The following is a 19,762-nucleotide window of genomic DNA, read 5'->3' as shown; positions in this document are numbered from 1 at the left end:
TTCTATATCGGCACCCGCAGTAAGACAGGAGCGCTTTTTTATGTCATGGTTTGAGATGTGCCTAAACGTCCGCCGTTTCTGCCATGTCCGCCCATACCTCCCATATTGCCCATACCACCGGTACTGTTTGAGGTTATAACCCCGTCTATGGTGATCTCGGCGCTTTCGCCGCCTGCTGAAACTGTATATGTTTCACCCTGTTTAAGGTCGGGAGATGAGAATATCACGCCCTGCCACGTCTTGGGATCAGTGAATGAAAGTATGGTATTACCGTCCTTATCGGTGACGGTGAATTCGGTATCGGCTGAGAAGCTCTTTGTGAAATCGTGGAGGACTGCGCACTGAGTAGTGCCCTCTTCGTCGAACATTTCTTCCATGCCCACAGCTCCTGCAGCTATTATCGTTCCGCCTGTTATACTTGCTGAACCATTGTGGTCTATAGACCCGTTACCGCTGTTCTCAGGGCCGCTCACAGTTATCATTCCGCCCTCGATATACAGATCTCCGTTTGAATCAAGTCCATCTCCTCCGGCATCAACGTTTACTGTACCTCCGCTTATTTTAAGGTAAACTCCCTCCTGTGCTGCGAACTGATCCCTGCCCATGCGATCGGATGAACCTGTATCACTACCGCCTGCACAGTTTATGCCATCGTCATTTGCGGTAACATTTATAGTACCGCCTGATACGGTAACGGTCATACCCTCTATGCCCTCATAGCTCTTTGTGATAGTCACATCACCGCCGTCTATTATCAGATCACCCCCGACATGGATACCGTCATCACCGGAAGATGCTGTGATACTTCCCCCGCTGATGTTTGCAGACCCGTCGCAGTGCAGGCTGTCATCTGCGGAATCTATTGTAATGGTGCCGTTTTCGATCATGATGATGCCACCGCTTTTCAGGGCTTTGGCTGAAGTTGATACAGTATCCGAAGAAGTTTCTGTATTTCCGGAAGAAGTATCATTATCTGAATCTGCTGACTGTTCTTCCGACTTTTCAAAGGTTTCGCCATCAGGCATTTCGGGAGGAGTGCCCATATCACCGAAATCGGGACGTTCACCATTATTATCAAATTTTGAAGGGTCAAAGTCTCCGCGATCAGGGCGTTCACCCATATCAGGCGGAGTACCGAGATCACCCATATCGAAATTGCCCATATCGGGAGGTGTAAAATCGCCTTTACCGCCAAATCCTGGTATCCGGTCACCATTGGGCATAGCCTCTGACTTCATCGAAGCGTTGACACTTCCTCCGCCTGTTGTGATATTGAAATCTCCGCCGCTTATCTGAAGTTCCTTTGCAGCAGAGATACCATCACCTCCTGCATTTATTTTAATTGTACCGCCTGTGATACTTATGATGCCTTTGCCCTCATCTTCCGAGTTATCAGACTTCACTCCGTCCTTGCCCGATGTCACATCAATACTGCCCGCGCTTATTTTTACGCTGTCTTTACCGACAAGACCTGATGATTCTGCCTTAACAGTGATATTGCCTCCCGTAATAACAAGGTCATCTTTAGAAACTATTCCATGTTTGTAGTTGCCTGTCACATTGAGAGTCCCGTCACCGTTTATGATAAGGTCGCATTTTGCGAATACTGCAGCATCGGTATTATCATCAGCAGCCAGATTATAAGCCGTTGCGTCTGCAAGGGTGTTAACTGTTTCGCTCTCAAGCAGCAGGAACACTTTATCTGCAGTTCTTGCAGTGATAACTGCGTTATCCTTGCAGGTCAGGTCAAGATCGTCCAGGACAATCTTCACCTTATCCTCCTTGCCTGCCTCTATGACTATCCTGCCGTTTGAGCAGGTACCGCTAAGTTTATACGTTCCTGCAGCAGTTATAGTAAGCACAGTTCCGTCAACTGTTACCCCGCTGCCTTCCGTTTCGATACCGCTGTCCGAAAATGACACGCTGACCGCATCATCTTCTTCATACCCTACTTCGATATCATCTGCGTCAATGGCGGCTTCCGTTGATGTTACTACGGCTGTCTTTACTTCTGTTGATGTCTTATTTGTATTATTCTTAGAATCCGAACAGCCTGTCATGGCTAGCACTGTTATCGCTGCCGCAAGGGCTGCTGCTCTTTTCATTGTATTTATTTTCATTAATGCCGCCTCCCATTTCATTTGGTTAAATGTTATAACTTAAAATTTGATTCAAATAATACTCACCCGAAAATATCGGCTTCGGGCGAGTATTATAAAGCTATCAGAGCTGTGATGTTTCAGGCATTCTTCTGCAGCAGAGTATCTCAAGATTGCCGTTACGGACTCTGAGTTCGTCTATGAAAGCTTTTTCGCTTACACCTTTTTTCAGCGTGATATCATATTTCAGTTTGAAAAGGCTGCCCATATTGGTTGTCTTTACCTGTACAAGGTCTGCCTTTACAGTGAACTTTCTGAAGATATCGTCAAATACATCGCTGTAATCAAGACTTTCGGGGATAGTGATGGTCAGCACCTTGTCGCTGTTGTCATCCATTCCCAGAGGAAGTACAAGATATCCAATGTTCACTGCACATACCACAAGAGTGAATATTATCGCAAGTTTAAGATTATCGGTACCGGTGGCGATGCCAACTGCCATAGCCATAAATATGGCAAGTATATCCTTGGCATTTCCCTGCATCGAACGGAATCTTACAAGACTGAAGGCACCTGCTACCGCAACGCCTGTTCCAAGATTGCCGTTGACCATCATTATTATAACCTGCACGATGAGCGGCAGCAGCGCAAGGGTAGTAAAGAAGCTCTTGCTCTTATGCTGTCTGAAGCAGAAAGCAACTGCTATAACTGCTCCTACCAAAAGGGAAACCAGTGAGCATACAGCAAAAGTTTTGGTAGTAACAGCTGACGCTCCTAAACCGGACGTAAGGTCCGCCGCATTCATATAGATCTCATTAAGCACAATCATTCACCTTTCCTTTACTTTTCGTCCCGCCAAGCTTTAAGTATTCGTTGGGATCAAGGGCTTCACTGAAGACCCTTTTAAATGCCTCTCCGTATTTTGAAAAGCTTGCCGGATAGATTTTCATACGATCAAGCAAAAAGCTGAGCCACAGAGGCATAGCGCCGGGGATCTTTATCTCCATGATCCTTGTGTGCGGATCAAGAAGCTTATCGCCCCACACCCCTTTTTCAAGCCTTGTTTCCTCCTCGCGGTAGGTGATGTTGCCGTCAAAGGTGATACGCAGGTCGGGATTATCAGTACCTGCATAAGCGATCCTGTCGTAGCTGAGATACATCGCGGGGCCTATATCGCGGTAGTATTTAAGAAAATACGCTATCTCCTTCTCGATCTGAGGATTCTTTCCGGGGTTAACACCGAAGTTTACAAATTCATAGGAATCTATCAGCGACATATCAACACGCCTCTTATAGACTACACCTTTGTACTTCTTCTTCAGCTCCACGAACACCTTGCTGTCCTTATCGGGCACGCCGTAGCTGCGTATGCGCAGCTTTTCCTTATAAACAGGCTTCTCCATAGAAGTCCTTATCAGCTGATGATCCGGAGTGTCGTAGTATATGTTGCAGATAGTTGTGAGCCCGTAATTATCTGCAGCAGCTTTACCTGCCATAACACGTACAAGTTCTTCCTGCTGTTCATCAGTAACTATGTACTTTTTTTCGACCCTCTTGAAAATCTCCTGTACAGCACCCATGTAAATCATTCCTTTCCCATGTGTTTTTCTTCTATGGTTATTATTATAAGCTATCAACCTTAATTGAAGCTTAACCGTATGTGTAAGTTATCTGAAATATATTATTTCATTTTTTACAGGCACCGCAGCTTCGCGGTGAATACTATCCTGCCGTCTTCAGCTTTACAGGATATCCTGCCTTTGTGGGACATTACCACTGCCCTGGCTACCGAAAGTCCTATGCCGTAGCCTGATGCAGCTTCACCTTCCTCACGTCCGCGTGACTTATCTGCCCTGTAAAAGCGGTCAAACAGACGTTCAGGATGTTCGGGAGGTTCAGCGCAGTCATTCTCTGTACTTATCAAAGCGTGTCTGCCGCTGCTTGTCTTTTCCAATGAAACAGTTATGCAGCCACCTTCATCGCAATACTTTACTGCATTCTCTGTAAGTATGGATATAAGCTGTCTGATAGCGGAGCTGTCGCCGTTTATGCGTATACCCTCCTGAGCTTTGACATCAAAGGATAGCCCCTTGTTCTCTGCAAGTGTCCTGAACGGTCCTGCTATATCTGCAAAGGCTTCAGAGAGATCGAACTCAGCAAATGTTTGTCTGACTCCATCCTCTTCCATACGCGACAGCCGCAGCAGATCTGCTGTCAGCCCGTTCAGCCTTGTGACCTGGTTGGTTATACTCTGAGTCCACTCACTGGTGCCGTTTATCATCTCGATGACCTCTGCATTCGCCTGTATTATAGCAAGAGGAGTTTTTATCTCATGTCCGGCATCAGTGATGAACATTTTCTGCTTCTCGAAATTCTCGATAAACGGTTTTACAGCTGCCCGCGAGCATATAATTATGAGCAGGCACACCAGCAGCCAGCCCCCCAGAGAGATAGCCGAAGATATGAGCATGAAAGAACGCTTCATTCGTATATCTTCACGGCAATCCAAAAAGATGTACAGCTTACCGTTTTCTTTTTCAATTACCGAAAAGCGGTAATCGCCCATAAAACCTGATGTTTCGCCGGAATCCCCGACCTCTTTCGCATAGCCCAGCGCCTCACCTGAGGTGACTGCAGCTACGTGACCCGTATTTATCTCAGCAGGATTCATATTCTCATCATAGCGAATATAGAAATACCTTGTCTGATATCGTGTTTCTTCATTCACCTTAAATCCAAGGTCACCAAGTCTGTACTTCTTTTCGGGGGGAGGTATGGAAACGTTTTCATTCCTACTGTCGGGTTTCTGGTCAAAGTGCTTGCCGAATTCGGGAAATCTGCCGTCATTGTCACACAGTATCTGCATGAGCTGTAACTCGCGCTTGTTTATCTGCGATATATATATGACATTTATCAGACCTACCACAAGAAGCTCTACCGCCATCACACTTGAGGCAGCTATCAATATGAACCTGCGCCGAAGTCTTTTTATCATTCCTTTACCTCCAGCGTGTATCCCACACCGCGGCTGGCCTTTATCTCCACATCGGCACCGACCGCAGAAAGCTTCTTCCTGATGTAGGATATATACACCCACACCACGCTTATCTCAGCCTCAGCATCAAAACCCCATATCTTCTCCATAAGCCTTTCTGTGGAAATAAGGATATTGCGGTTGAGCATTAACATCTCCAATACCTGGAATTCTTTATTGCCAAGTTTGGTCTCACCGTTTTTGGTGGAAATGACAAACCTTTCTCTGTCAAGAGTGACATTTCCGACTTTCAGCGTATTAGGCGAAAATTCAGCCCTGCGCCTTGTCATAGCCCTTATCCGCGCCAACAGTTCACCCATAGCAAAGGGCTTTGTGAGATAATCATCTGCCCCTGTATCAAGTCCGGCTATCCTGTCCTCAACCTGAGCCTTTGCTGTGAGCAGCAGCACAGGAGTCTGTATACCTTTTTCGCGGATACGTTCAAGCACAGTCAAGCCGTCAAGTCCCGGCATCATGATATCAAGTACGATTCCGTCATACTCAGCACCAATGATATAATCATAAGCATCAAGACCGTTATACACAGCATCAACAGAATAATTATTATGTTTCAGTACAGCTACCAGAGCATTGGAAAGCTCCTTTTCATCTTCTGCAAGCAGCAGTCTCATATATCACAGCTCCTTTGATGTTTTGGTATATCATACCATGCACCGCTTAAAATTACTTTAAATAATTATAGCACAATTCACTGTGACATTTCAAGTGTTTAGTAAATTTTTTATACTTATACAGCCCTTTTCACAATTCGTGAAATCGACCTTTATTTTATGATATCACCGTATAAGCCCAAATTCAAGCCCGATATTGCTATATCAATGCAGCCACTTACCGTTTATTGCTTTTGGATTAACAAAAATTTACAAAATAAAGGCGTTTACTATTGACAAATTCTGAATAATATGTTAAAATACGAGAGGGTATTATATCCATTTTTTATATTAAGGCTGCGGAAATTTACCGCAGTCTCACAACGGAGGAACACTAAATGATAAGGATAAGAAAAACTGCTGAGCTGGCAGCTGCTGCAGCAATAATCGCCACCTGTGCTGTAAGCGCTGGTGCAGATGGAAATACTGTAGACATCGCAGTTGACCTTTCGGGTGAGACAAAAACGATCTCCCCTTATATATATGGTATAAATGAAGAACTAATGGGCGGAGATGTTATGCCGACTGCCATTCGCGCAGGGGGCAACAGGTCTTCAGCATACAACTGGGAAACAAACGCTTCAAACGCAGGTTCTGACAAGGAACATACATCTGATAATTACTTCCAGCAGACCATGGAGAAAGAACTTGCCGATGTACCCGGCGCTATGTCCATACATCTCAGCCGGCGCTGTGCTGAAAAGAACAACGCTTATCCAATGACAACCCTACAGCTTGCGGGATATGTTTCTGCTGATATGGACGGCATAGTATCACAGAGCGAGAAAGCACCTTCAAACAGATGGAACAAAGTCGAGCTGATAAAGGGAAGCGATTTTGCTGACACACCCGATCTCACAGACGGAACTGTGTACATGGACGAGTACGTAAACTATCTTGTAAAAAACCTCGGCTCAGCAAAGAACGGCGGGATACGCGGGTATTCAATGGATAATGAACCCGCTCTCTGGAATTCGACCCATGCGCTCATGCATCCCGAGAAGACCACCTGTGCTGAGATCGTCGATAAAAATGTGACTATGGCTAAGGCTGTAAAACAAATTGATCCCGATGCAGAGATCTTCGGACCTGCGCTTTTCGGTTACAGCGCATTTGTGGATCTATGCTCTGCGCCCGACTGGAAAGATATAAAAAATGAGAGAGATGATTACCGCTGGTTCATCGACTACTATCTTGACAGCATGAAAAAAGCAGAGGATGAAGCCGGTACACGTTTGCTGGATGCGCTGGATATACATTACTATACCGAAGCAAAGGGGCCCTGTGGAGAACGCTCATGCAAGCATTATTCCGACGAGGGCTGTGTACAAGCCAGGTTCGATTCGGTAAGGAGTCTGTGGGATGATACCTACAAAGAGGACAGCTGGATAACCGATACAGGCGGAACTTTCCTGCCGCTGCTGCCTAATGTCAAGCAGTCCATAGACAAATACTATCCCGGAACAAAGATAGCTATATCCGAATATGATTTCGGCGGAAGCTACGATATATGCGGTGCAATAGCCGAAGCTGACGCTCTTGGCGCTTTCATGGAGAACGATGTATATCTTGCTACTCTGTTTGCCATGCAGGCAGATTATCAGTGCGCTGCCATTGATCTTTTCACAAATTTCGATGGTAACGGTGGTCGTTTTGGTGATACACTCAGACAGACCGTATCTGACAACACCGGTTTATCTACAGCCTATGCTTCAACCTACGGTGACAACACCGATGTTGTTACACTTGTTGTTACTAACAAATCCATGAATGACAAGACAACCGCTAACATCAAGATAAAAGGCGGCGAATATAGTTATGTCCACCTTTACGGGCTTAATAATTTCGCGCCGCAGGTATTTGATATGACAGACAGCAATAACGCAGTTCAGGTATCTGACAATACTATTATATATGATATGGAACCAGAAACTGTATCCCTGCTGGTGATAGCCAAGGATAAGGAAAGCATACCAAAAAATAATGCCGCAGATGCCAAAGAACAGAAATCCTCAGAAACTGAGGGCAAAAAGAAAAACAGCAGCAAAAGAAAGACCACTGCCGTTTCAGTCGGTATAGCAGGCGCTGCTTTGCTCGGCGCAGCATTCGGTGTATTCCGTGCAAAGAAGAAAAAATAACATCTTTATAGAGAGAAATTTTTAATTAGATAAGTTGAGCTTAAGTACACTTTGCCATATTAAGAGGGTATTGAAAACTGAAATTTAGAGAGCATGAACAAAGGTTATATTATTATTTGAATATTTAAGTTACGTTTTTTATATAAAAAAATCAATTTTTGAGATATAATCATTGTCAGGAAAGGGACGAGGAACGTCCTGTATGAAATAATAACGGAGGAATAGAACATGAAAGCTAAAAGAATTTTTGCGGGTTTTTCCGCAGCATTTATCGCAGCAGCTATGACTATTACAGTATCCGCAACAAAGCTCTCTGATATCTGTGCTCCCAGTGATACTGATGCAGCAAAGAACGATCTGTGGTACGGCGTAGGTGCTATGGGATTCTTCATGAACAACGACGGTAAGTGGTCCTGGAACCAGAGCGAATGGTTCGGGATCGATGCTGAGGGCAAGATATCCGTTGAATACAAGATCAGCCCCATTCTGGCAGACAAGACCATATCCAACAAAGGCTCACTTGGTGAAATGGGCGTTATGATATGCAATCTCGACAAGGCAATAAAAGCTGCAGGTCTCGAAAACGATTCCACTTATCCAATCGAGCTGAGCGTTACTGAGGCTAAATTCGTTGCTGAGGACGGCACTGAAACAGTATTCAACGATATGATGAATATCACAGAGATGCCGCGTGATGCCGAGGGCGATATAAGATTCCACATCCGTCCTACTGACAAAGTCGATAAGGATACTCAGGAAGTGCTGCTGACCGCAAACCCCGAAGTTGCAGGCTGGGATGAGGAAGGTGCTTTCAACGGCGGTACACTGTATTTTACAATAGATTTCGGCGCACCTGATGCTGCAGGTGATAACAAAAAGGTCGAAAGCAAGGAAGACTCCAAGAAGGAAAGCAAAGCTGAATCAAAGTCAAGCAATACTGACAGTACCTCATCTGCATCTTCAGCAGTTTCCAATACATTAAATAACTCAAACACCAACACAGGATCGGCAACAGGTGCAGTACTTGGTATGATGTCTGTTGCGGCTGCAGGTGCGATAGTTGCAAAGAAGAAGCACTGATAATATCGTAACTATAGGGTAATCAGGAGGGATATTCATGAGAAAATTAAAACTCACAGCAGCAGCACTGCTTGCACTGGCTCTCACTATAGGCGTAACAGCGTGCGGCTCAGGCAATAACGGCGATTCAGACAAAAACGGCAACAACGCATCTTCGATGCCTGAAAAAAAGCTGGAAGAAGATCAGCAGGATGTTGTTTCAAGACTTGCTGACAGCATGGAAAATGTCAGAGAACTGGAAAACAATGAGATCGTATGGTTCTCATTCTATGATATCAACCCGACTGCTTCAGCAGATAAGGACATCGGTGTTGACCTTGCTCTGTTCCAGACCAAGTATAACGGCAAGATAAATTACAGACAGACAACATGGGAAACTAAGTTCGACGATCTCGCAAATTCTATCATGGCAGGCAATTCACCCGATTTCATCGGTGCTGACGATATGGACGTATTCCCCAAGGGCGCCATAAAGAACATGATCGAGCCTATTGATGATTATATCAATTTCGATGATCCGCTGTGGAGCCAGATGAAGAATGCTAACGATCAGTTTATGTACAAGGGAAAACACTATGTAGCCGTTTCCCGTGTTGATCCAAGTTATATCTGGATATACAATAAAACTGTTATGGAAGACAACGGTTATGAGGATCCCGCCGAACTTTACTACAAGGGCGAATGGAACTGGGACAAGCTTTCCGAGATGTGCGTAGACTTTACAGACGCCGAAGCTGATAAATGGGCTATGGACGGCTGGTATTACGAGAATGCACTCACTGAATCCTCCGGTAAACCTCTTGTAGGTATGGAGAATGGCAACATCGTAAACAACATAAATACTCCTGAGCTCGCCAAAGCACAGAACATGATGTATGAGCTCCAGAAGAACAACGTTGTATACCCCAAACATCTGCATGAGTGGAAGGTAAGAGGCGACGTATTCGGTACAGGTATAGCATCAGGCGATACACTGTTCTATCCCATAGGTCTGTGGGCTATCGAAGATGCTCCCAGCGTAACAGCTCCTTACGGTGATCTTGCTGCAGGTGAAGTAATGTTCGTTCCTGTTCCTTGTGCTAAGGATTCAGACAATATGTACGTTCCTTCAAGGATCCACGGATTCTGCATCGCCAAGGGTGCTAAGAATCCTGAGGGTGTTGCTGCTTGGCTCGACTGCACAAGATATGCAGAAATAGACGAAGAAGCTCACCAGATCACACTTGATCAATATAAGAAAGATTACGGCTGGACAGATGAAATGCTCCAGATGCGCGATGAGATCTATGCAAAAGCAGCTGAGCATCCTGTATTTGAGTTTGCACAGGGCGTTTCCAGTGATCTGTCAAATCTGACTGATAATATAATCAAGAATTCTATGAACCCTGCCGAGTCCCATACCTGGACCTCTACTGTAGCAGAGAACGAAAAGGCTCTCGACTATCTGATAAAAGAGGCTCAGGAAAAGACTGAGGAATAATATGATCTTGCTTTAATATCCTTCATTTTTATATTCCGGTTTTTCAAGACGGCAGGCTGAACAATGGCCTGCCGTTTTGGTTAAGCGGATCTGAATTCAATAATTTTTCGTCATATTGCACAGTATATTTTTATTTATCAAGCATTTTTACACCTTTATTTTGTGTAATATAACAAAAAAACAGGCCGTATAAAGTCAGCTAACAACTGACTTCACTTTGACAAGGAGACAAAAATGTGGTATGATACTATAAAACAGACTTCTGTGAAGGAGGTGCTGTTCGTGGGCATCAACAAAGAACTTTCACAACGCGAATTTATACAGCGTGAGACCGGCGAAACTCATTCGCCGTATGAAAAAGAACTTGAGTTTTATTCAGCAGTTGCAGCAGGCAATATTGAGCGGGTAAAAGATCTTTACACTCCGCTGGCTGTTGAGGGCTACGGTAAACTCAGCGATGATCCTGTGAGAAATGTCAAGTATCATCTGACCATCACAATCGCGCTTATAGCCAGGTTCTGCATAGAGAAGGGTCTGCCTACCGAAACAAGCTATACTATAAGTGATATTTTCATTAATCGACTGGATGTTGCTACCTCTGTTGAACAGCTTGAGGATATCCACCGTGAGGTATTTATAGAGTATGCAAAGCGTATGCAGAAGATCAATTCGGGCAACGCTTACTCAAAGCACGTACTTATGTGTCTTGACATAATCTATGACAACATCTACAATGGCATACGTGTACAGGAGATAGCCGACAAGCTGGGTCTGACTCCACAGTATCTATCCAAGCTTTTCAAGCAGGAGGTAGGTGTGACTATATCGGAGTTCATAATGTCAAGGCGCATACAGGCTGCTGAGAATATGCTGAAATTTTCAGAGTATGCTCCGCTTGACATCGGCAATTTCCTGAATTTCAGCTCCCACAGCCATTTCATCGCCTGCTTCCGCAAGCACACGGGTCTTACCCCAAAACAGTTCCGTGAGAATTATTTCAGGATGAGCTGGGAAGGAAAAGAATAATAACAAACAGGACGTTTCCGCCTCCAGGCAGGAACGTCCTGTATTTTTGCATTATGATTTCTAAAGATCCTTGTACAAAAAGAAAAGACCCTCATTAAAGGGTCTTGACTTTGTCAGGCGAGGGTAACGCCCGACGGATATATGGATATGGTTGGGTATCGTTACCCCTTTATAGGAAGTAACGGAAGAAGGCTTATTCAGCTGCTGTGAATCTTGCAAACTTATATTCAGCAGTTAGAGGTGTTGTGCCGTCGTATTTGCCGAGCCAGCCGTCAACACCCTTGCCGTTCCAGGCATTCATCATGATCTTACCGGGTGTAACAGGCAGGTTTTCGTTCGCAGTATACACAGCCGCGCCGTCAACATACCAGGTAATGGAATCCTCTTTCCATTCAAAACCGTAGGTATGGAACTCCTCAGCTGCATCAAAACCGAGATCAAACAAATATTCATGACCGCCCTTGCCGTTGGTATAGTAATTGAACTGCACCTTTGTGGTATCCTTGCCGAGAAATTCGATATCTATCTCATCCCAGGGATTGCTGTCTGACGGACCTGTATATGTGAAGAATGAGGAAACAACGCCAACATTCCTGATAGGCTTCATGCATACCTCGTAAAGTCCGTATCCGTAGAAACAATTTGAACGGTACTCAGCTGCATTGTATTCATCCTCGATGATACTGTCGATAGTCAGCTTCATCAGACCATCCTCAAAAGAAACGTTAGAGCCTTTCCACTTACAGTCAAACGGTGAACCATTCGACCAGCCGTCCGAACAGATAAATGCATCCGAAGCTCCCTTAGAAAAATCAGCCCGAACTGTATACGGGCTGTCATCAGCAGAGATCTCTTCCTCATCGGATACAGTACTTTCGGCTGCTGACGATACTTGTTTTTTTGACTCACTTGCTTTTGTATCACCGCAAGCAGTTGCAGAAATTGCAATAACAAATGCAAATAATGAAGCTGATATTTTATTCATGTAGATATCCTCCATAATAATATGAACTATCGTGATAATGTTCACACGGTTATTTATTCCCAACATTTACCTTGAATATATAATACAACTTTTTCACAAAAAACTATATCAGGCAAATAATCTATATATCAAAATAATAACCTAACAACGATTGTTTACTTATATTTAATAATTATGTTTTATACCTATTGACGAAAGACTCAAAAACAGCGGTCCGTGTGCTGCGAACCGCTGTATCATTATCTTTTACTCTGCTGTCAGAGCATCTGCAAGTTCAGCCAGTGCTTTTTCACTTTCAGCATTAAGTGCTGACTTTATAGTAACAACAGGTTCGATCAATGTGATATCCTTGAATTTTTCAACATATCCCTTGATGACCCTTGCTGCAGAGGGTGCCCATGAGCCGTTTTCTACTATCGCTACCTTTCTGTTTCTGTAAGTCTTGTCACGCAGGTGCATTAGCAGTTCCTCCATAGGAGGGAACACGCCGCCGTCATAGGATGACGACATGAGCACAAGTCTGTCATAACGGAATGCGTCCTCGACTGCCTCTGCCTGATCATCACGGGTTATATCAGAGAGTGATACCTTTTCAGCTCCCCTTGCCTCCAGCATCTCCTTCAGCTTTTCAGCAGCTGCGAGAGTGTTGCCGTGAATAGAAGCACAAGCGATGAATATGCCCTTGTTCTCAGGTTCGTAGCTTGACCATGTATTGTAAAGGCCTACATAGTAGTCCAGATTTTCGGTCAGTATCGGACCGTGGAGGGGAAGTATCATTTTTATATCAAGCGCAGCTGCCTTTTTGAGAACAGCCTGTACCTGTGCGCCGTACTTGCCTACGATATTGAAATAGTATCTTCTTGCCTCGCAAGCCCAGTCCTCGTCAGTATCGAGAGTTCCGAACTTACCGAAAGCATCTGCCGAGAAGAATGCACCTTCACTGATCTCAAAGGTCATCATTACCTCAGGCCAGTGTACCATAGGTGTCATAAAGAATTTAAGTGTGTGGCTGCCAAGCTCGAGCGTATCGCCCTCCTTGACGATCACCGAACGCGATCCGATACCCGGTATATCAAAGAACTGTCCCAGCATAGTGAAGGTCTTTGCATTACCCACCACCTTCATATCGGGATACTCTTCCATGAGCTTTGCGATATTTCCCGAATGATCGGGCTCAACGTGCTGTACAACAAGATAGTCAGCCTTTCTTCCGCCAAGAGCCTTTTTAACATTTGCAAGCCATACATCACTTACGCGCTTGTCGGCAGTATCCATGATACAAACCTTGTCATCGAGTATTGCATACGAATTGTAAGCCATACCGTTAGGTACATCATACTGACTTTCAAAAAGATCAATGTCCTTATCGTCAGCACCTATGTATACTATGCTTTCTGAAATTTTAACTTCTGCCATTTCTATTACCTCCTGATAACGTATACTATTATTGTATCATATCATACATTAATTGTCAAATCATTCCTTTATATCACCATCAAAAATATAGCCGATAATGAAACGATTATCGCTGTAAACCTCGCTGATATCTGCAAATGAACGTGTTGCGGTATCTTTGCCGAACAGGTTGTACACAAAGAATCTTCCTGCTCGGTATCTGTAGGCTACGGTATGAAGTCCTCCGCTGAAAAAATCCAGTCCATGGAATCTTGCGGTCGAACGTTCATTGTTCCAGAAAGAGATTATACCGCATGAGGCTCTCTCCGTTCTGGCGTATTTGGCAAACTGACCGCCGTCGCGGAAGGAGCGGTACGGCATATCATGTTTTATAAAGAAATACCACAGCTTTTTAGGCGCTGTTCCCCAATAGCCGTTCGGGAAAATATAGTGCATACGGTTCAGCTCGAATTCAAATACCACCTGAGGAAAAGATATCTGCCTGCCAAGCAGAACAGCACAATTATAGCAGGCGATGAGTTCGCAGCCGTTCCAGCTGAGAGGGTAAGTCCCGTATCGCATATCACACAGCGGTCGGGTTCGCTGTCCGTGCAGAAGTCTGCTACTGTATTCATCAAATACCGCCGTATTATGTGCAAAATTATCCAATGTACGTTTCGTTCTACCACGCGCTGCCTTATCGGCAGAAGTCAGCCAGTTTCTTTTCAAAGCACTCCCCTCCTCTATATTACAAATATATCACATATCGTAATAAATTTCAAGTACACATCCGGAATAATATAATGTACAAAACCTTGGAAATCTATTGTGAATTTCAGAGAAGCACTATGAATATACTTGAAATTTACAATGAAATGTGGTATAATTATTTTACGCAAAGAAACTTATTATCATTGTGAGTGGAGGCGATAATATTGAGACAATTCCAGTTTGACTATCACACTGATTTTACACTCAAGAATGAACTTACAAAAATAAGGCTCTGGTGTGATTCAAGTGTATACTCCCATATCGTATTCCAGATATATTCGGAGAACAACGATGTAGAAAAAATTAAAAACGTATGTGACATTGTCAGCAGAGAACTGCCGAATGCTGAATACTTCGGATGCTCAACAAACGGCAATATCATCGGCGGTGAATATTCGGGCGAAGAGATTAGCCTGATATGCACTGTTTTTGAATTTCCTTCCACAAATATGATAATAAAGCAGTATGACCTTTCTGCTGAGACCTATGAAGCGGTCACTGATGACCTGCTTGATATGATAGACAGGAATCCCTGGGTCAAGGCGGTGGAACTGTTAACGACTATACGCGGTATGTCTATGACGGGCTTCTGCGAAAAGCTGAGTCAGGCTAAGCCAGATATACAGATATTCGGAGGCGGTGCTTTTGCAGCGGATGTAAACGATCATCATGCCTGCGTATTTTCAAAGAACGGAGGCATATCCGAAGGAAGTGTAGTATTCTGGCTGCTTGGCGGAGAAGATCTTGATATCATATCCACCTATGTTACCGGATGGAAACCTCTTGGAAAGGTATTCCATGTAACCAAGTCAGAGGGCAGCAGGCTGTATGAGCTTGACGGTGCTCCCGCTTACGATGTATACCACAAATATCTCAATATAAAGAATGACGATAAATTTTTCAGTCACACGCTGGAATTTCCGTTCTTTTATAACCATCACGGCATAAATATACTGCGTGCGCCTACCGAGAGCCTGAAAGACGGTTCGCTGATGATGACATCTGATATGGAATCAGATGTATCTGCTCAGCTTGCTTACGGTGATCCCGGTACGATACTGGAATCTGTACGAGAAGAAGGTATCAAGATACGAGATTTCAGACCCGAGAACGTACAGATATTTTCCTGCGCTGCAAGGCGAAGCTTCTGGGGAAATACAGAGATATCCAAAGAATCCATGCCATTCGGAAACATCGCGCCGACCTCAGGATTCTACACCTCGGGTGAATTTCTGCGTACAGGCAAATATGTCAATCAGCACAATGTTACCATGGTGCTGGTAGGTATGCGTGAGGGACTTGCAGAGGATTTACCTGCAAAAGCCCTTGAAGTCGATGAAAATGAGTTCACAGGCAAGATGGCGCTTATTAACCGCCTTGCCAACTATATCAATGCTGCATTCCGTGAGCTGGAAGAAGCCGCGATCCTTGACAGCCTTACGAAGCTTTACAACCGTGCGGAAATACAGCACAGAATAAACGAACGACTCATAAGCGGCAAGCCGCTGTCACTGGTAATGATAGATATCGACAACTTCAAATCCGTTAACGATACCTATGGACACAATGAAGGTGACAACGTCATAATAGGACTTGCAGATATGCTGAAGGAAGGCATTGCAAGACACGACAATATAGCCTCCGCAGGACGCTGGGGCGGTGAGGAATTCATGGTATTGCTTCCTGTAGGCGTAAATGATGCTATAATTGCAGCTAAGGAAATGGTAAATTATTTCAATGATATAGAATTCCCTCTTGCGGGACAGCGAACTATATCTGTTGGAGTTACCGAAGCACTGGATGACGATACACTCGATGAACTTCTCTTCCGTGTTGATTCAGCGCTTTACGATGCAAAGCGCGGCGGCAAGAACAGATTCGTAGTAGTATGACCACATTTACCAACAAGCCCGCAAACTCACGCGTTTCGGGCTTTTCTTCGGGAGATACATTATGAATTATATAGCTATCGCAAATGAGACTATAAGGATAACCGATGAGCATAAATACACAGCAGAGGGCAGAACGATAGATCTGCCGAAGAATGATATGTCTGCGGTTGAGGTAATAACCCCCGCGATTGGTAAAGATATGCTCGCTATGGATATATCAGAATACTTCACAGGTGGATCCTGTGTTACCGAAGTTACCTGTGAGGATTCCTTTCAGGCTGCAAGGCGGCTTAAAGAACCAATGGTAATGAACTTCGCCAATGCCCACAAGCCCGGCGGCGGATTTCGTCATGGGGCTCACGCACAGGAGGAATCATTGTGCAGATGCAGTACCCTGTACCGTTCAATAACATCTGCTGCTGCAACCGAGATGTACTTATTCAACAACACTCACCTTTCAAGAACAGAATCAGACTATATGCTGTTTTCACCTGAGGTATGGGTATTCCGTGACAGCGATATGAAGCTTTTGCCAACACCCTTCCGCGTATCGGTCATAACTGTTCCTGCACCAAACAGACGCGGTGCTGCTTTGATAGCATCAGAAAAACTGATAGAAGAAACCATGACAAGGCGCATACGTATAATGCTTCATACAGCCGCATCCCACGGATGCCGTGAGCTTGTGCTTGGTGCGTGGGGATGCGGTGCCTTCGGCAATCCTCCTGAGAAGGTGTCAGGATATTTCCAAAATGTCCTTAAAGATGATGGCTACGAAAAATGCTTCACCCACATAGTATTCGCTGTATACGGGAAACCCGACGGCAGAAACATAACTGCATTCAAAAATACATTCGGCGTATGAGCGCTGTATATAAACTGCCCTCCGGTGTGAACTAACATCAGGGGGCAGTTATCATATATTCGTGATCAGTATGCAAATATCACATGATCATGCGCTATTTTGCCTTTTTCCTGCTGATGAGTATAAGTGCGACAATTGCTATGATAAGTAATATGGAGTAATCAGTGTTACCCGTTTTGGGATTTGCTGAATTATTCTTTACTGCTGTGCTGCTGTCTGATCGGCTGTCTGGTCTGCTGTTAACCTTTCCGCCTGTTGCGGCAGAGGGATCAGCAATCCCGTCCGAGGTAACATGGATATAATTGTAATGGCAGCCCGAACCCATCCAGCAGGTAAATAGGATATCGCCTGAAGTTTCGGGTGTAAATTCGTATATGAAGTTTTCTCCCTCTTTAAGAACTATATGACCCTCATTCTTGTTGTGCGTGTCAGTACCGAAGCCAAGTCCGGGTATCTTTATGGTAGCGGCACAGCCCTTGGCGTCTGCACCATTCACGACATTTACATACCACCTGACAGAAACGCCCTGCTTAACGGTGATATTTCCAGTCCAGAGGTCAGCAAAATCTGTAACAATTATCTGTACTTCTTTTGCCGGTGATGAGTCTGCCTTGCTGTCGTCATCGGGTTTATTTTCAGGGATACTCTGTGTCACCGCCGAGAGTACAGCGCTGCCGCCCTCGCTTTTGCCTGATGTACCAAGCGTGGTAACGGTTATCGTGTAGTTTTTGCTGCTATCAAGCCCTTCAATAATAACAGGACTTGAATCTCCTGTTGCTTTCTTTCTGTTGCCTTCATCATCGGCTGCTATTACCTTGTAGCCCTTTATCTTTGAACCCTCGGGGGCTATGGGTGTTGTAAATCCTATTACAGCGTTTTCACCGTTCCATGAAGCAGTAATATCAGAGGGATCAGCGGGGGCGGGAACAGAATATGTGCCATTCTCGGTTATATGGAAATAATTGGAATGACAACCAGATCCCATCCAGCACGTAAATAGGATATCGCCGGTCATTTCGGGAGTGAATTCGTATATGAAATTCTCGCCCTCCTTGAGGACTATATGACCCTCTTCCTTATTGTATGTATCTGTACCGAAACCCAGATCGGGGATCTTTACGGTAGCACCGCAGCCGCGGGGTTCGGTACCCTCAGGAACACTTACATACCACCTTACAGGCTCTCCGACTTTTGCAGATATCACTCCTGTCCAGAGATCGCTGTATGCAGTAACTATCTTTTTGGCTCCGTTTTCTTCTGAAGCCCCGGACGGATTTCCCTCGCTGCCCTGATCTTCAGCGGCTTTGACATGGATATAGTTTTTATGACAGCCGGATCCCATCCAGCAGGTAAAGAGGATATCCTCTTCCATTTCGGGAGTGAATTCGTATATAAAATTATTCCCCTCCTTGAGTACTATATGACCCTCCTCCTTGTTATGGGTATCTGTGCCAAAACCAAGCCCAGGGATCTTTACGGTAGCACCGCAGCCGCGTGGCTCGGTACCTTCGGGAACATTTACATACCACCTGACAGGAACACCCGCTGTAACTGTGATATCACCTTTCCACAGTTCATCATAGGGAGTAACCAGCGTCTGCACTTCCTCAGCAGCTGCATTCATCGGCAGCAAAGCCGCCAGCACTGCAAATATCACCAGTACTGAAACCAACACAATTTTACTTTTCCCCACTACATTTTTTTCCATTTTACTTCCTCCTTAGCTTTCCTCTATTGATATGACCTTGATCACATTGTCCTCCCATCTGCCTGTAACAGTTACATACAGACCGTACTCACGCTCGGTCTGCAGCAGATATTCCCAGGCTAAATCCTGACCATTACTGTCGAACATATAGAATATCCACGAACCATCCTCCTGAAGTATATCAAGACCGTATCCGCTTGCACGACATTCTTCCATCAGCATACATGGCAGGTCATGCATTACGGGGTCTTCCACATCACTGCAATCCTCATCTATGAGTATACCATAGAATGTATCGTATTTTTCCTGTATGATCTCGCTCTCCGCAGGTACTTCGGATACTTCCTCGGTTACTGTTTCTGTTCTGGTTACTGCTTCGCTGCTTTCATCAGTTATGGCAGAGGTAGTCACCGAGGTTGTTTTCTCCGATGTTTCCACTGTAGTTTCCGTGGAGATCTCTGTTGTGGTGACTTCTGTCGTCTTTACGGTCGCAGGCGGTTTATCGCTGCTTTTTTTATAAGCATCTGATACTTTATCCCCTGCCTCGCCGCAGCCTGTCAGCACAAACATCATAACTGCGACAGTAAAAGCATATCTAGCTCTCATCATATCTATTTT

At 44.7% G+C, this 19,762-nt stretch carries 16 protein-coding genes; 6 read left to right on the top strand and 10 right to left on the bottom strand.

All coding sequences use genetic code 11. The features are described 5' to 3' along the window. Window positions 1-38: 38 nt before the first annotated feature. The 5 genes from RUMAL_RS07685 to RUMAL_RS07665 form a co-directional block, all read right to left on the bottom strand. Window positions 39-2,120 (bottom strand): carbohydrate-binding domain-containing protein, encoded by a 2,082-nt coding sequence (locus RUMAL_RS07685; RefSeq protein ID WP_013498174.1) that lies wholly within the window; start codon window positions 2,118-2,120, stop codon window positions 39-41. Between the two features lie 103 nt (window positions 2,121-2,223). After that, window positions 2,224-2,928: a DUF4956 domain-containing protein gene (locus RUMAL_RS07680; protein WP_013498173.1), complete on the bottom strand. Its 705-nt coding sequence runs from the start codon at window positions 2,926-2,928 to the stop codon at window positions 2,224-2,226. Beyond that, window positions 2,915-3,679 (bottom strand): polyphosphate polymerase domain-containing protein, encoded by a 765-nt coding sequence (locus RUMAL_RS07675; protein ID WP_013498172.1) that lies wholly within the window; start codon window positions 3,677-3,679, stop codon window positions 2,915-2,917. The genes RUMAL_RS07680 and RUMAL_RS07675 overlap by 14 nt, the downstream gene beginning before the upstream one ends. A gap of 113 nt (window positions 3,680-3,792) precedes the next feature. Then, window positions 3,793-5,094 carry a sensor histidine kinase gene (locus tag RUMAL_RS07670; RefSeq protein ID WP_013498171.1) on the bottom strand — a complete coding sequence of 434 codons (1,302 nt, stop codon included), beginning with the start codon at window positions 5,092-5,094 and terminating at the stop codon, window positions 3,793-3,795. Next, window positions 5,091-5,765 (bottom strand): response regulator transcription factor, encoded by a 675-nt coding sequence (locus RUMAL_RS07665; RefSeq protein ID WP_013498170.1) that lies wholly within the window; start codon window positions 5,763-5,765, stop codon window positions 5,091-5,093. The genes RUMAL_RS07670 and RUMAL_RS07665 overlap by 4 nt, the downstream gene beginning before the upstream one ends. A gap of 377 nt (window positions 5,766-6,142) precedes the next feature. On the opposite strand from RUMAL_RS07665, the gene RUMAL_RS07660 reads away from it, so the two are divergent. The 4 genes from RUMAL_RS07660 to RUMAL_RS07645 all read left to right on the top strand — a co-directional run bounded on the left by RUMAL_RS07660 (window position 6,143) and on the right by RUMAL_RS07645 (window position 11,528). Next, window positions 6,143-7,942: a glycoside hydrolase family 44 protein gene (locus RUMAL_RS07660; RefSeq protein WP_013498169.1), complete on the top strand. Its 1,800-nt coding sequence runs from the start codon at window positions 6,143-6,145 to the stop codon at window positions 7,940-7,942. A 228-nt stretch (window positions 7,943-8,170) separates the two neighbouring features. Beyond that, window positions 8,171-9,022 (top strand): NPXTG-anchored protein, encoded by an 852-nt coding sequence (locus RUMAL_RS07655; protein WP_013498168.1) that lies wholly within the window; start codon window positions 8,171-8,173, stop codon window positions 9,020-9,022. 37 nt (window positions 9,023-9,059) lie between these two features. Continuing rightward, window positions 9,060-10,502, top strand: coding sequence for an ABC transporter substrate-binding protein (locus RUMAL_RS07650; protein ID WP_013498167.1), 1,443 nt, complete (start codon window positions 9,060-9,062; stop codon window positions 10,500-10,502). Between the two features lie 234 nt (window positions 10,503-10,736). Beyond that, entirely contained in the window at window positions 10,737-11,528 is a 792-nt protein-coding gene (locus RUMAL_RS07645) for a helix-turn-helix domain-containing protein (RefSeq protein ID WP_013498166.1), read from the top strand. Window positions 11,529-11,721: 193 nt separating this feature from the next. On the opposite strand, the gene bglS is transcribed toward RUMAL_RS07645, so the two are convergent. From bglS to RUMAL_RS07630, 3 genes are all read right to left on the bottom strand, one after another. Continuing rightward, window positions 11,722-12,513 carry a beta-glucanase gene (gene bglS, locus RUMAL_RS07640; protein ID WP_013498165.1) on the bottom strand — a complete coding sequence of 264 codons (792 nt, stop codon included), beginning with the start codon at window positions 12,511-12,513 and terminating at the stop codon, window positions 11,722-11,724. A 246-nt stretch (window positions 12,514-12,759) separates the two neighbouring features. Continuing rightward, complete coding sequence (locus RUMAL_RS07635; protein ID WP_013498164.1) at window positions 12,760-13,929, bottom strand: FprA family A-type flavoprotein; 1,170 nt, start codon at window positions 13,927-13,929, stop codon at window positions 12,760-12,762. 60 nt (window positions 13,930-13,989) lie between these two features. After that, entirely contained in the window at window positions 13,990-14,637 is a 648-nt protein-coding gene (locus tag RUMAL_RS07630; protein WP_013498163.1) for a hypothetical protein, read from the bottom strand. A gap of 206 nt (window positions 14,638-14,843) precedes the next feature. Between RUMAL_RS07630 and RUMAL_RS07625 the strand changes: the two genes are divergently transcribed. Together RUMAL_RS07625 and RUMAL_RS07620 are read left to right on the top strand one after the other, a co-directional pair. Continuing rightward, entirely contained in the window at window positions 14,844-16,571 is a 1,728-nt protein-coding gene (locus RUMAL_RS07625; protein WP_013498162.1) for a sensor domain-containing diguanylate cyclase, read from the top strand. Between the two features lie 61 nt (window positions 16,572-16,632). Then, window positions 16,633-17,436 (top strand): TIGR02452 family protein, encoded by an 804-nt coding sequence (locus RUMAL_RS07620; RefSeq protein ID WP_013498161.1) that lies wholly within the window; start codon window positions 16,633-16,635, stop codon window positions 17,434-17,436. Between the two features lie 94 nt (window positions 17,437-17,530). Here the strand turns inward: RUMAL_RS07620 and RUMAL_RS07615 are convergent, their stop codons facing one another. Then, entirely contained in the window at window positions 17,531-19,144 is a 1,614-nt protein-coding gene (locus RUMAL_RS07615) for a fibronectin type III domain-containing protein (RefSeq protein ID WP_013498160.1), read from the bottom strand. A 12-nt stretch (window positions 19,145-19,156) separates the two neighbouring features. Continuing rightward, the gene (locus tag RUMAL_RS07610) at window positions 19,157-19,753 is read right to left on the bottom strand and encodes a hypothetical protein (protein WP_013498159.1); all 597 of its coding nucleotides are present in this window, start codon (window positions 19,751-19,753) and stop codon (window positions 19,157-19,159) included. Between the last annotated feature and the right edge of the window lie 9 nt (window positions 19,754-19,762).

Source organism: Ruminococcus albus 7 = DSM 20455 (assembly GCF_000179635.2).
Classification (GTDB): domain Bacteria; phylum Bacillota; class Clostridia; order Oscillospirales; family Ruminococcaceae; genus Hominimerdicola; species Hominimerdicola alba.
Note: the sequence above shows the minus strand (reverse complement) of the source record. Positions and strands in the feature narration are given on the sequence as shown.

Bases quoted from the DNA above. Each gene is read 5' to 3' on its own strand.
- RUMAL_RS07635 (WP_013498164.1), bottom strand. From the start codon at position 13,929: ATGGCAGAAGTTAAAATTTCAGAAAGCATAGTATACATAGGTGCTGAC.
- RUMAL_RS07665 (WP_013498170.1), bottom strand. From the start codon at position 5,765: ATGAGACTGCTGCTTGCAGAAGATGAAAAGGAGCTTTCCAATGCTCTG.
- RUMAL_RS07660 (WP_013498169.1), top strand. From the start codon at position 6,143: ATGATAAGGATAAGAAAAACTGCTGAGCTGGCAGCTGCTGCAGCAATA.
- RUMAL_RS07680 (WP_013498173.1), bottom strand. From the start codon at position 2,928: ATGATTGTGCTTAATGAGATCTATATGAATGCGGCGGACCTTACGTCC.
- RUMAL_RS07645 (WP_013498166.1), top strand. From the start codon at position 10,737: ATGTGGTATGATACTATAAAACAGACTTCTGTGAAGGAGGTGCTGTTC.
- bglS (WP_013498165.1), bottom strand. From the start codon at position 12,513: ATGAATAAAATATCAGCTTCATTATTTGCATTTGTTATTGCAATTTCT.
- RUMAL_RS07615 (WP_013498160.1), bottom strand. From the start codon at position 19,144: ATGGAAAAAAATGTAGTGGGGAAAAGTAAAATTGTGTTGGTTTCAGTA.
- RUMAL_RS07655 (WP_013498168.1), top strand. From the start codon at position 8,171: ATGAAAGCTAAAAGAATTTTTGCGGGTTTTTCCGCAGCATTTATCGCA.
- RUMAL_RS07620 (WP_013498161.1), top strand. From the start codon at position 16,633: ATGAATTATATAGCTATCGCAAATGAGACTATAAGGATAACCGATGAG.
- RUMAL_RS07670 (WP_013498171.1), bottom strand. From the start codon at position 5,094: ATGATAAAAAGACTTCGGCGCAGGTTCATATTGATAGCTGCCTCAAGT.
- RUMAL_RS07650 (WP_013498167.1), top strand. From the start codon at position 9,060: ATGAGAAAATTAAAACTCACAGCAGCAGCACTGCTTGCACTGGCTCTC.
- RUMAL_RS07685 (WP_013498174.1), bottom strand. From the start codon at position 2,120: ATGAAAATAAATACAATGAAAAGAGCAGCAGCCCTTGCGGCAGCGATA.
- RUMAL_RS07675 (WP_013498172.1), bottom strand. From the start codon at position 3,679: ATGGGTGCTGTACAGGAGATTTTCAAGAGGGTCGAAAAAAAGTACATA.
- RUMAL_RS07610 (WP_013498159.1), bottom strand. From the start codon at position 19,753: ATGATGAGAGCTAGATATGCTTTTACTGTCGCAGTTATGATGTTTGTG.